This is a genomic window from Tepidibacillus sp. HK-1 (genome assembly GCF_001748485.2).
In the GTDB taxonomy this organism is placed as follows: Bacteria; Bacillota; Bacilli; order Tepidibacillales; family Tepidibacillaceae; genus Tepidibacillus_B; species Tepidibacillus_B infernus.
On record NZ_BDGM02000021.1, the window covers coordinates 1 to 12,744 of the forward strand.

Annotated in this window: 10 protein-coding genes and 1 pseudogene; 4 read left to right on the forward strand and 7 right to left on the reverse strand. The window is 37.1% G+C overall.

From position 1 onward, the window contains the following. The first annotated feature begins 320 nt into the window (after positions 1-320). On the forward strand, positions 321-1,619 hold the full coding sequence (locus BEN26_RS10975) for an NCS2 family permease (RefSeq protein ID WP_069797965.1): 1,299 nt from the start codon (positions 321-323) through the stop codon (positions 1,617-1,619). 63 nt (positions 1,620-1,682) lie between these two features. Beyond that, complete coding sequence (locus tag BEN26_RS10980; RefSeq protein WP_068724212.1) at positions 1,683-2,030, forward strand: cupin domain-containing protein; 348 nt, start codon at positions 1,683-1,685, stop codon at positions 2,028-2,030. Positions 2,031-2,203: 173 nt separating this feature from the next. On the opposite strand, the gene mnmA is transcribed toward BEN26_RS10980, so the two are convergent. From mnmA to BEN26_RS11015, 7 genes are all read right to left on the reverse strand, one after another. Next, positions 2,204-3,298 (reverse strand): tRNA 2-thiouridine(34) synthase MnmA, encoded by a 1,095-nt coding sequence (mnmA, locus tag BEN26_RS10985; RefSeq protein ID WP_068724214.1) that lies wholly within the window; start codon positions 3,296-3,298, stop codon positions 2,204-2,206. An 82-nt stretch (positions 3,299-3,380) separates the two neighbouring features. Beyond that, a complete protein-coding gene (locus tag BEN26_RS10990; RefSeq protein WP_255421893.1) occupies positions 3,381-4,616 on the reverse strand; it encodes an MFS transporter in 1,236 nt (411 codons plus the stop codon). 132 nt (positions 4,617-4,748) lie between these two features. Continuing rightward, complete coding sequence (gene cshA, locus BEN26_RS10995; protein WP_069797967.1) at positions 4,749-6,194, reverse strand: degradosome RNA helicase CshA; 1,446 nt, start codon at positions 6,192-6,194, stop codon at positions 4,749-4,751. 216 nt (positions 6,195-6,410) lie between these two features. After that, positions 6,411-8,018 (reverse strand): gamma-glutamyltransferase, encoded by a 1,608-nt coding sequence (ggt, locus tag BEN26_RS11000; protein ID WP_069797969.1) that lies wholly within the window; start codon positions 8,016-8,018, stop codon positions 6,411-6,413. Positions 8,019-8,118: 100 nt separating this feature from the next. Beyond that, positions 8,119-8,730 carry a DedA family protein gene (locus BEN26_RS11005; RefSeq protein ID WP_255421894.1) on the reverse strand — a complete coding sequence of 204 codons (612 nt, stop codon included), beginning with the start codon at positions 8,728-8,730 and terminating at the stop codon, positions 8,119-8,121. 105 nt (positions 8,731-8,835) lie between these two features. Further along, complete coding sequence (locus BEN26_RS11010) at positions 8,836-9,609, reverse strand: SDR family NAD(P)-dependent oxidoreductase (protein WP_069797973.1); 774 nt, start codon at positions 9,607-9,609, stop codon at positions 8,836-8,838. Positions 9,610-10,250: 641 nt separating this feature from the next. Further along, a complete protein-coding gene (locus BEN26_RS11015) occupies positions 10,251-10,835 on the reverse strand; it encodes a lytic transglycosylase domain-containing protein (RefSeq protein ID WP_084818725.1) in 585 nt (194 codons plus the stop codon). Positions 10,836-11,164: 329 nt separating this feature from the next. On the opposite strand from BEN26_RS11015, the pseudogene BEN26_RS14350 reads away from it, so the two are divergent. Continuing rightward, positions 11,165-11,934, forward strand: a pseudogene (locus tag BEN26_RS14350) (transposase); the annotation flags it as partial. Between the two features lie 259 nt (positions 11,935-12,193). After that, the gene (locus BEN26_RS11025; protein WP_069797975.1) at positions 12,194-12,709 is read left to right on the forward strand and encodes a L,D-transpeptidase; all 516 of its coding nucleotides are present in this window, start codon (positions 12,194-12,196) and stop codon (positions 12,707-12,709) included. The last annotated feature ends 35 nt before the right edge of the window (positions 12,710-12,744 follow it).

The window sequence follows — 12,744 nt, forward strand, 5'->3', positions numbered from 1 at the left end:
GCCATATTCGCTACACAGATCTTTGACAGAAGTGCCTGAATGATACAAATCCACAATCGTTTTCTTAAAGTCATCATTGAATTTTTTGCGTTTCATATTGGACACATCCTCTCCCGTTTTTATTGTAAGGGACTTAACTAAGTTGTGTCCATGAAACTATACTAACATCAATTTGTTGTTGCATTTAATTTTACAATGAACCTTCGTTTTTATGAACATCTATATTAAACAAAAATGTTGATGACAGGATTATTCTTTCATATAATGAACATGTTTGTGATTACTTATCTTTACTAAGACAAAGCGTTGAGGTGATTAAATTGAATCATTTTTTTAAACTTCAGGAACGGGGTACAACCGTTTCTACAGAATTTTTAGCTGGGTTAACTACATATTTGACAATGGTATATATTGTTATCGTGAATCCTGCCATCTTAAGTGATGCAGGAATGGATTTTAATGCTGTATTTATTGCTACGATTATTACAAGTATGTTAGCGACGTTAATTATGGGTTTATTTGCAAATTATCCTATTGCAATTGCTCCAGGTATGGGGTTAAATGCTTATTTTACTTATACGATCGTAAAAGGCAATGGTGTTCCATGGCAGGTTGCATTAGGTGCTGTCTTGGTTGCTGGAATTTTATTTGTTTTACTTTCTGTCACTAACTTTCGAAATATCTTAATCAATGCAATTCCTAAAAATTTAAAATATGCCATTACAGCAGGAATTGGTTTATTCATTTCCTTCATTGGTCTACAACATGCTGAAATTGTTGTTGATTCCCCTGCAACATTGGTCACAATTGGTGATTTCTCTAAGCCAATGACTCTTTTATCCATCATTGGGTTAACCATCTCTTTGATTTTAATGGCGTACAATATAAAAGGGTCATTATTTATTGGGATGATTATTACCTTCCTTCTCGCTTGGATATCTGGACACGTTTCAATACCCGAAACGATTTTTGCGATGCCAACTGGACTTTCAAAAACTGCGTTTCAAATGGATTTAGGCGGAATATTTGAGCATGGATTATATACGGTTATTTTTACTTTTCTTTTAATTACCCTTTTTGATACGACGGGAACGATGCTAGGTGTTGCGGAACAGGCAGGGTTAATGCGTGACGGGGAGTTTCCTAGGGCAAGATCTGCATTTTTAGCAGACGCTTTTGGTGCTACTTTTGGTGCTTTAATGGGGACAAGTCCAACGACAGCCTATATTGAATCCACTTCCGGAGTTGCTGTTGGTGGAAAAACTGGACTCACCGCCGTTTTCGTTAGCATACTAATGCTTGTGACTCTATTCTTTGCACCAATCGCACAATTACTAGCAAGCATCCCAGCAGTAACTGCACCTGCTTTGATCATCGTTGGCTTCTTCATGATGAATGGGTTAAGAAAAATTGATTGGCACGATTTAGAAGATGCCTTTCCTGCTTTCTTAGTTATTGTTACTATGCCGTTAACCTATAGCATTGCAACTGGAATTGGAATTGGTTTTATTGTTTATCCTGTGTTAAAAGTGATACGAGGCAAGGCAAAAGAAGTACACCCAATTTTATTTTTATTTGCAGTTCTCTTTTTTATCCAGCTAGTCTTTTTAAGCCATTAAATGTTTCTTAAAATCTAGGTAGGGTTTATAATAGATGTAAGTTTATATAAAGGGGGAAGCGTAATGATTGTATCTCATCTTCGGGAGTTAAAAACAATGAAAATGGATCATCCTGATGCCAAAGAAGTTTTAAAAAAAGTTTTGGTTTCACCAGCAGAGGGTTGGGAAGGTTATGTCATGCGAGTATTTGATTTGGGAGAAGGTGGACATTCACCTAAACATAGTCATCCTTGGCCACATATCAATTATATGATTCAAGGGAAAGGAATCCTACATATTGATGGAAAGGATTACGAGGTTGAAGAAGGTTCATTTGCCTTTGTTCCACCAAATAAGGTCCACCAATTTTCCAATCGAGGTTCAGAAACATTTACATTCATCTGTATTGTTCCTGAAGAAGGGGATAAATAAGATAAGTTTGTATATTCCAACGCGCTCCGTTGTCCGTGTATTTCTTCTAAGGGAAGAAAGTTATACTTTCATTAACATTAAAAAATAGCAAAATATAGTTAAGGGGTAGTTATTGGGATAGCGCGTTCTTTACCATCTCATAACTCCCCTTTTTATTTGTAGACATTTATGACTTATTTATAGATTTTATCAATCGTACCCCCGCCAAGGCAAACTTCTCCATCATAAAATACAACGGCTTGTCCAGGAGTAATCGCTTTTTGTGGATCATCAAAGATTACCTCACAGGTCTTATCTGTTTGAATACGTACACGTACGCCTTGGTCAGGTTGACGATAACGAAATTTAGCTGTACATTTAAACTCTTGTTCAGGTTTCTGTTTACTGATCCAGTTCACATCTGTCGCAAATAAACCTTTTGAGAATAGACTTGGATGGTTTTCACCCTGTACAACATAAAGGATGTTATGTTCTAAATCTTTCTCCGCGACAAACCATGGTTCACCTGTTCCTGAACCACCGATGCCTAAACCTTTCCTTTGGCCTAAGGTATAGTACATTAACCCATGGTGTCTTCCCTTTAATTCACCATCTAAAGATCTTATTTCTCCAGGTTGGGCAGGTAGATATCTTCCTAAAAATTCATTAAAATCTCTTTCACCAATAAAACAGATCCCCGTACTATCCTTTTTCTTAGCAGTTGCTAGCCCAGCTTCCTCTGCTATTTTCCTTACTTCCTGTTTGGTTAAGTGACCTAGAGGAAACATCGTTTTAGAAAGTTGATATTGATTTAATGCGTTAAGAAAATAGGTTTGGTCTTTCCTTTGATCAGCAGCTCGTAATAATTTGTGCTCTCCATCAATATAATCCACACGTGCATAATGGCCAGTTGCAATATAGTCGGCCTCTAGCTCTAACGCCTTTTCTAAAAATTCCCCAAATTTGATCTCTCGATTACACATGACGTCAGGATTAGGAGTTCTCCCTTTTTTATATTCATCTAAAAAGTAAGCAAATACTTTTTCAGAGTATTCTTTTTCAAAATTTACTGTATAGTATGGGATTCCAATTTGGGTAGCGACCCTTGCTACATCCTCAAAATCTTCTTCAGCCGTACAATACCCTAATTCATCTGTACTGTCCCAATTTTTCATGAAAATTCCTATCACATCGTAGCCTTGCTGTTTTAATAATAATGCGGCTACAGAAGAGTCTACTCCACCAGACATACCCATGATTACTTTTATATCTTCTGGTCTTTTTTGCATATCAATCGCCTCTCTTAAAACTGAAAAACTATAACTGATAATGAATTATAGCAGATTTCAAATAGTAATACAAAAAATATGGTTAAGATGTTAGTTGTTCAAGCCCCTCTTTATGATAGGATGCATGGATAAGAAATAGTAAAACAGCAATGCTTGAAGTAATTGCTGCCAAGGTAAGAATTGGTATAACTCCATAATAATCATACATATTCCCAAAAATATAGGGACCTAAAAGACGTCCAAAACTACCAAAGCCACCTACGACTCCTAAATAAAAAGGGGCAGCTAATCCAGTTCTTTCAGTAATAAAGGCAGGAATCGTTGGGGCAATAAGCATTTCCCCGATGGTTGCAATGATCATTCCAATAATAAAATCTAGATAGTAATGATGGAAAAAAACCATAAAGACAAAAGCAATTGCATAAAACAGAGCACTTGCAACAAGTCTAGAACTTAACGATTTAATAATCGTTCGATTTAAAAAGCTTGTAATGGGTTGACCTGCAAAAATGACAATGCCATTGATCGTCCATAAGAAACTATATCTAGCCATACTAAATCCTTGTTCATCCAAGTATGGTGCAATCCCGGAACTCCACTGAGAAGTAGAGAACCAAACAAACAGAGAGCCTAAACCAATAAATAAATACATTTTATAATCAAATAATAACTCTTTTGGTGTTTGCATCACTTGTTGTGACTGTTGACCTAAAGAATAGATTTGTGTATCTTTTAACGTTACTTTATTTAAAAGAAATAAAAAGAATAGGGCAAATCCAAAGGTTGTGAGTCCATTGAATAGAAAGATTAAATGAAAAGAAATGGTTGCAAGGATCCCGGAAAGAGTCGAACCAATGGCCATCCCTACATTATTGCTAACATAAACCACGTTAAATAATTCACGTGTTTTCTCCTTCCAGTGGAAGCCAATAAATGCGTTGATTGCTGGCATGGTAATCGACATCAGAAATCCTAGGAAAGTGAGAGTAGCCATATAAATCGTCCAACTAGAGATAAAGATAATTGAAACTTGTGCGATAGAGGTTAAAATGAGAGAACCAACAATCAGCTTTTTTACCCCAAGCTTATGAAACATAGAGCCTCCCACAATTTGGCCAATAATCCCTGCCAGTGACTGTAGCAATAATACAAAGCCTGCATCCCCATAAGACCGATGTAATACATTATGTACATATAAGGTAGTAAGAGGCCACATTAAGGCACTGCCCATGGAATTAATAAAACTGGCAATGATAAAAAATAAGGCCTCTTTTGGATAGTTTTTTAGGATCGTCATGGTATGTAATCCTTTTCTCAAGAACTTCACCTTTTTCTATGTAGTGTGACAACAAATACAAGTATACTATGTTTAAGTCAAAAAGAAACGATAAAAAAGTTTTTTCCATGAAAAAAGACTCCTAAAAAGGAGCCTCTTTATTAATTAATATGTTTATTTTGATTTGCCTTTTTTTCTTCTAGGTGATGAATGATTTCTACTTCTCTGTTCAAAATTCCCTTTTGGAATTCGCTTTCCTCTTTTATTTTGGGGCCTTTGTTCCGTTTTAACCTTTTTTACACGAAGAGGTGCTTCTTCTGTTAATTTAACCGGGGTTTGATTGGGCTCTTTTGTCAAAAGTTTTAATGCAGCGGATAAAAGGCTAACAGAATCGGTTTCGTTTAATAAATCCTCTGCCAAACCACGGTATTGCTGAATCTCTTCCTCTTCGATAACACGTAATAGCTTTTCCATGGTAATTCGTTGCTGTCCTTCTAATGCTTCAGCTAGAGTAGGGACGGATCGACGTTCTACTTTATGTTTCGTCATATGTTCGATAAATTTTAAATGTTCAATTTCTCTTGGTGTTACAAAAGTTGTTGCTAGACCTGCTTTTCCTGCTCTACCTGTTCTCCCAATACGATGGACATAGCTTTCTGGGTCTTGAGGAATATCAAAATTATAGACATGAGTCACTCCACTAATATCTAGCCCTCTTGCCGCCACATCAGTGGCTACTAAGACTTCAATGGTTCCGTCTTTAAATTGACGTAAAACAGAATCTCTCTTTGCTTGTGTTAAATCACCGTGAATTCCTTCTGCAGAATAACCACGTTTATTTAATGCTTCCGAAAGTTCGTCTACACGTCGTTTTGTTCTGCCAAATACAATAGCTAATTCAGGAGATTCTATATCCAATAGCCGACAAAGGACATCAAATTTTTGTTTTTCGTGCACTTCAACGTATTCTTGCTTAATACTAGGAACAGTAATTTCCTTAGCTTTAATTTTGATGATTTCTGGATCTCTCATAAAACGTTGAGCAAGTGCTTGAATTGGCTTAGGCATTGTCGCTGAAAAGAGTAAAGTTTGTCTTGTTTCTGGTATTTCTTGAAGAATAGCTTCAATATCCTCAACAAAGCCCATGTTTAGCATTTCGTCTGCTTCATCTAATACGACCATAGAAACTTGTTGTAAACGAATGGTTTTTCGATTGATGTGGTCAATTAAACGCCCAGGAGTGCCAACGATAATTTGCGGGCGTTTCTTTAGAGCTTTGATTTGTCTATTGATATCTTGTCCACCATAGATCGGTAATGTACGAATTTTTTTAAATTGCCCAATCTTATTTAATTCCTCCGCTACCTGTACCGCCAATTCTCTTGTCGGTGTAACTACAATCCCTTGGATCTGTTCTACATCAATTGACACTTTTTCTACTAAGGGGATTCCAAATGCAGCCGTTTTTCCTGTCCCAGTTTGGGCTTGTCCAATGAGGTCCTTTCCTTCCAAAGCTAATGGAATCGTCTTCTCTTGAATAGGTGTTGGTTCTTCAAAACCCATGTTATTGATCGATTGTACTAGGTTGTTACTTAAGCCAAATTCACTAAATGTTGTCATTTTACATCAAACTCCTTTTGTAACTCTCATATCTATATCATGTACAATTTTTTAATCTCTTAAAAGAAAAAAAGCATTATCCGTCAAATGGCAGAAAATGCTTTCCACAATCTATTAGGCTTATATAAGGTACCACATTATAGTTAAAATAACAAGTTCTTTATTCATTATTCTTTTCTATTATCAATAAAAGTGTAAACTGACTACTAAATCATTTTACCAAGAAGCAATTGTTCCATCTGTTCTTGGTTCAGTCCCTCCGACTAAAACACCATGTTTATTTCTCCAAATGATTTGTCCTCTGCCAAAGCCACCTGTTCCTAATGCCCATTTTATAGAATGCCCCCTTCTTGCCAAAGCCTCTACAAGATGGGCTGGCATTTGCTGTTCTACTTCTATAACCTTCCCTTCCATCCATTGCCATCTAGGTGCGTCTAGTGCAGCTTGTGGGTTAAGCTGAAAATCTATGGTATTCATGATCACTTGAACATGTCCTTGTGGCTGCATAAAGCCACCCATGACACCAAATGGACCAATTGGTTGACCATTTCTTGTTAAAAATCCGGGAATAATCGTATGGTATGTCTTTTTACCAGGTTCTAAGTAATTTTCATGAGCTGGGTCAAGGGAAAAATTATGGCCACGATTTTGTAAAGCAATTCCTGTTCCAGGTACCACTAAACCTGAGCCAAAGCCCATATAGTTACTTTGGATATAAGAAACCATATTGCCTTCTCCATCTGCCGTTGCCAAATAAACCGTTCCACCTTTAGGGGGCTGGCCAGCAATAGGAAGCAAAGCGTTGTTGCCAATTAATTTTCTTCTTTCTTCTGCATAGGCATCTGATAGTAAGTCTTCTACTTTTACTTTCATCTTTCTTGGGTCAGTAATATATTTCTGCCCATCAGCAAAGGCAAGTTTCATCGCTTCAATTTGTTTATGATAGGTATCTACTGTATCCTTCTCGGTAAACTCAAATCCTTTTAATATATTAAGGGCGATTAAAGCAACAAGCCCATGACCATTAGGCGGAATTTCCCAAACGTCATACCTGCGATAATTCACTTTGATTGGTGTAACCCATTCTGGTTTGAAGCTTTCAAGATCCTTTATTGTTAAATAACCACCGTATTGCTTAGAAAATTGATCAATCTTTTCAGCTATTTCCCCACGATAAAAAGAATTTGATTTAGTTTCGGCAATTGACATTAACGTTTTCGCATGGTTAGGTGAACGCCAAATTTCGCCAATTTGTGGAGCCTTTCCATCAGGAGCAAAGGTCTCAAACCATGATTGATATTGTTCTTCTTTCAAATTTTCTTTGTAGATTTGATATGCTCTGTTCCAATACTTTCCTAGTATCGGGGAAATAGGGTAACCTTTTTCAGCATATTCTATTGCTGGTCTAAGAACTTCAGTAAGGGGAAGTTTACCAAAGCGTTCAGAGAGAGCCGACCAGGCTGAGGGTGCTCCAGGTACGGTAACAGGTAACCAGCCATATTTAGGCATCGTATCATATCCAGCCTTTTTTACTTTGTCTGCAGATATTTGTATTGGTGCTGGCCCGCTAGCATTAAGACCATGTAATTCCCCTTTTGTCCAAACAAGGGCAAAAGCGTCCCCTCCAATTCCATTGGAAGTAGGTTCAACCACGGTTAAACAAGCGGCTGTTGCAATAGCAGCATCTATTGCATTTCCTCCCTTTTTCAAGATCTCTAAACCAGCTTGTGCAGCGAGTGGTTGTGAGGTTGCGACCATTCCATTTTTCGCATAGACAGACATTCTTTGTGATGAATAAGGATGATAAAGTGGATCGTAGTTCATTTTAACTTTCACCTCTACTATTATTTTTATTTAGAATAGATTGAATTGAAAGATATTTTTTAAATTATAACATAGTAGAGTGATAAATTTACCAATGATTTTACATTTGTTTTTTAAGTTTTTTTTGGATACGTAAGGTTAATAGTAATAATAAAATGATTGCAATGAAAATAGCAAAGGTTGTAGAATATGGTCGAATCATTTCATCTATTTGCAGCCAATGTTCACCAAAACGATAACCTAAATAAATGAATACATAGGTCCATGGTAAAGAACCAACAAAGGTAAAGATTAAGAATTTGCCAAATCCCATTCGTCCCATACCAGCTGGAATAGAGATAAATGTGCGGATGACAGGAAGTAATCGACTAAATAAAACAGCCCATTCACCATATCGTTCAAACCAACGCTCTGCCTTATTTAAGTCATGCTCATTTAAAAAAATATATTTTCCGTACTTGAAAACAAAAGGTCGTCCACCCCAACGGCCGATCCCATAAGATAAAACAGATCCTAATAAACCACCTAGTACACCTGCAATTGTCGCATCAAGTAATGTAAGCTTTCCTTGATAAACAAGGAATCCACCCAATGGTAAGATAAGTTCACTTGGGATAGGAATAGCTGCACTCTCTAATGTCATCCCTATGGTAATACCCCAATAGCCTAATTGTCCGAGAAACTCAACGATTTTAAGAAAGATATCTAGCAAGATATTCTCCTCCCTCATTGCTGCATGATTTTCTATTCACTTAAATGACAGAGGAAAGTGAAAAAAAGTTCACTCCTTTGCCAATAGCAATTATATGTTACACTACTACTTTCGATTCATTTGTTTTGCTATCCATTTATCAAAGATTTTCGGAAATAAATGATATAATTTAACCCCGATGTTGGCCAAACTAGGAATCGTTTTTTCATGCTTTTTATCGATCATCATTTTTAAAACCTCTTTAGCAACTTTTTCGGGGGATAACATCAACCATTTCACTTGTTCTACATAATGACCTGATGGATCAGCTCGATCAAAAAACGGAGTATCAATGGGTCCTGGGTTCAGCGTTGAGACATAAACACTAGTTCCATTCAACTCATGACGTAATCCATTTGAAAAGCCGATTACGGCGAATTTACTTGCCGAATAGCCACTTGCTTTAGCTGTTGCTAGTTTTCCAGCGACCGAAGCGATGTTGATGATATGGCCATTTTTTTGTTTTAACATGATCGGTAATACAGCTTTTGTGCACCTAACCATTCCCATATAATTGACATCCATCATCTCTTCAATATCTTCAATGGAGGCATCTACAAATCGATCAAAGATTCCAAAACCTGCATTATTGATCAGAATATCAATTTTACCGTATTTTTGTACAATTTGATTCATCACTTTGAAAACCTGTTCTGTTGAAGTGACATCAAGCTGAAATATCTCATGGGCACCTGATAATTTAGTTGAAACCTTTTGTAGTTTTTCTAACGAGCGAGCAGTTAAGATGGGAATGGCCCCTTTTTCAGCTAACTGCTTTGCAATTTCTGCCCCAATTCCACTTGATGCTCCAGTAATGACTACGATTTTGTCTTTGAACATTCTGTTCTTTCTTCCTTTCTTATGAAAAAGATATTTACTTCAAAAGAAAGTTGTCTGTGTTTTTTAATTGCCACTTTCTGTATTATGGCTTCGGCTGACTCCTCACGACAAATCTTGTTTCAACCGGGTTTCATACTCCTTTTCCACCCGTCCGTGAGGCCTCCATGGTAAGACGATTCACTTTCATTCCATGTACCCGCAACATTTACGCTGACGTGTCCGTGTAGCTTTTGGGCTTTGACTTGTCAGGCAGTCTTACCCCACGTTTTGCGCCTAATATTGTTCGTGTTCCTCGGGTCAGAACTTTGCCGCCGGCTTCCTTCAGATTCCACTTTGCGATGGACACCCTTGCCTTAAGCTAATGGTTGGTCGCTACATACCCCCATAGCGGACTTTCACCGCCTAGTTAATCGCCATGCGTGGCGCACCCAAAAAAAGAATCATTTCCCTCATGCGGAAATGATTCTTTTTAAATAGTATTCCCAATCTAAAATTAGTGAGGAATAATGGATGTGTGAACCATCCACAGCGAATAAGGGTTGCCTAAGAATATTAGGTGGAGACTTAAACACCAACCTCCGCTGAAATAAGTTCCTGTTCTTTCGAGTAGGAAGCCATTTACTTCTATAAGTAGTGGTAGTTTACGAAAGTTTACTTAATACCTTATCGATATACTGTCTCGTTTCTGCAAAAGGTGGAATTCCCGCAAAACGATCAACATTTCCTGGTCCAGCGTTATAAGCTGCTAATGCTAATTTGATATTCTGGTACTTGTCCAATAATTGACGTAAATATTTAACTCCACCTTCAATATTCTCCTTTGGATCAAAAGGATTTTGTACCCCTAAAGATTCTGCAGTCTTAGGCATTAATTGCATAAGTCCCATCGCACCTACCTTAGAAACTGCATTAGAGTCAAAGTTGGATTCTACTTGGATCACCGCTTTTACCAATTCGGAAGAAACTTGATATTTTTGTGAAACTTTATCAATTATATCTTCAAAGTCAGTTTTGCTATACCTTTTGTTATGTAATATGGGTGGAATTGAAACGGATCTAACTAACCCACCCTGATTTTGATTTAAAGGACTGCCTTTTTCTAATTCTTGATTTAATATTTCATCAAATTTGGATTCGACGCCATACTTCTCCTCATTTTGCTTAGCATTGATTTGTGCAAGTAATAGATATTTGATTAGGAGATCGTTTGTAGACGATTCAATCATGTTTATACCCATTCCTTTCGCTTCGCTCAAGGCACAAAACGCAATGAAATAAGTTGGCCTTAAGCGTTATTTTTATTAATCTATAGTCATAGGGATAACAGTGAAACTACAAATCACGTGGAGGTGAGTGGGTTGCTCCAGTTGTGGAGTGACCGCATGTTTATATGTGTAGATTGCCTTTCCAAGCACAAATAAGTGTGACTTCGAGCACACAGACTTATCTTTGTATAAACATTACTCGTTTATTGCTGGGTAATCAGTCAATGTTGTCTATCCCTATCATTCTTTGAAAAGAGTTTTCCCTATGGCTTTAAAAATTGTTTATCCAATTTAATGTACTTGAAGATTCCTGCAATATCACTCTGGCACATCCTAAATACGTCAAGGCGATACGCGGCAAAAAGACGGACAAAAAGGATGCCCAATGGATTGCCGATTTATTTAAGCATGACCTTGTAGCTGGAAGCTTTATGCCTCCACTTGCGATCAGACAGCTTCGTGACCTTATGCGTTATCGTTTTAAATTGATTAACTTTATGTCCAGTGAGAAGAACCGTCTTCAAAACAGTTTAACCGTGTCTAACATTCAGCTTGGAAATGTTGTTTCGGATACCTTCGGCAAAAGCTCCATGAACATCATTGACAAGCTTCTTAAAAATCCTCTGGATACCTCTTTTGATTTAGAACCTTTAATCCATGGCTCCATGAAGGACAAACTTCCTGAACTGGAACTCGCCATTGACGGATTTATTACTCCAGAACAAGCAGAAAAATTAAAGGTGATTAAACAGCACTATGAAGACCTTGAATCTTAACTGTTCCGTCTTTTAAAAATATCTTTTCCGCCATTGCCGTGGTTTCGGAAATCGGTGCAAACATGGACGTGTTCCCAACAGCTAAGCATTTATGTTCCTGGGCAGGACTGACTCCCACCAATAATGAGAGTGCCGGCAAGAAAAAGTCAGTAAGAATTTCGAGAGCTGGCTGCTACATAAAGCCTCTTTTGGTACAGTGTGCTACCGCTGTAGTCAAAAGCAAAAAGCATCCCGAAATCCGAAACCGTTATTTAAAACTCAAAAAACGCCGTGGCCATAAACGATTTTATTAGCTAAAACTCAAGGTTATCGTGTAATGGTGGCAACTTGATATTTTCTTATCCATATATTTTTTAAAAAGTCATCAATAGATGGCTTCTAGTATTTATTTCAGACTTCACCTCATCAAGGATAACCTGTATCTTATTTCAAGAATAACTTAAAAGATGAAGGTTCACAATATTTTTTTCAAGATTTTCCATGCAAGAATGAATATTGTTTAGGTAAAAATATCTATGAATGTAGGTTTAAGGGAGATAAAAAATGATTAAAAAAAATATGTTGTTCATTTTTGTTTTGTTTCTATTCTTTACATTTCCCATAACAGCAGCAACGGAAGATAAACAAACCGATCAGGAAAATTTGACTATGCCAGACGAATATGAGGGTGTCTATTTGGAAATCAATAAGACACAGAATACCTTAAAGGTTTATTTAAATGGTTATGTTGTGAAAAGGTTTCCGGTAGCCACAGGGAAAAATAATCTTTTAACGCCTGAAGGTAAATTTAAAATTATTACAAAGGTGAAAAATCCATGGTATTTACCGAAAAATATCCAAGGAGGAGACAAAAAAAATCCATTAGGCACTCGTTGGTTGGGATTAAATGTACCAGGAACAGGTGGATATAAATATGGAATCCATGGAACAAGTAATCCATACTCCATCGGTCATCATGTTAGTCTTGGTTGTATTCGGATGCATAATAAAGATATAGAGTGGATGTATCGGCATATTCCACTTGGCACACCAGTCATTATCAAAAGCGACATGAAATAATCCCCTCTTCCAAACGGTATATTGGGGGTTAGGTA

What these genes read in the sequence shown, in the direction of transcription:
- BEN26_RS11015 (WP_084818725.1), bottom strand. Translation starts at nt 10,835, where the DNA reads ATGATTGAATCGTCTACAAACGATCTCCTAATCAAATATCTATTACTT.
- BEN26_RS11025 (WP_069797975.1), top strand. Translation starts at nt 12,194, where the DNA reads ATGATTAAAAAAAATATGTTGTTCATTTTTGTTTTGTTTCTATTCTTT.
- BEN26_RS10980 (WP_068724212.1), top strand. Translation starts at nt 1,683, where the DNA reads ATGATTGTATCTCATCTTCGGGAGTTAAAAACAATGAAAATGGATCAT.
- cshA (WP_069797967.1), bottom strand. Translation starts at nt 6,194, where the DNA reads ATGACAACATTTAGTGAATTTGGCTTAAGTAACAACCTAGTACAATCG.
- mnmA (WP_068724214.1), bottom strand. Translation starts at nt 3,298, where the DNA reads ATGCAAAAAAGACCAGAAGATATAAAAGTAATCATGGGTATGTCTGGT.
- ggt (WP_069797969.1), bottom strand. Translation starts at nt 8,018, where the DNA reads ATGAACTACGATCCACTTTATCATCCTTATTCATCACAAAGAATGTCT.
- BEN26_RS11010 (WP_069797973.1), bottom strand. Translation starts at nt 9,609, where the DNA reads ATGTTCAAAGACAAAATCGTAGTCATTACTGGAGCATCAAGTGGAATT.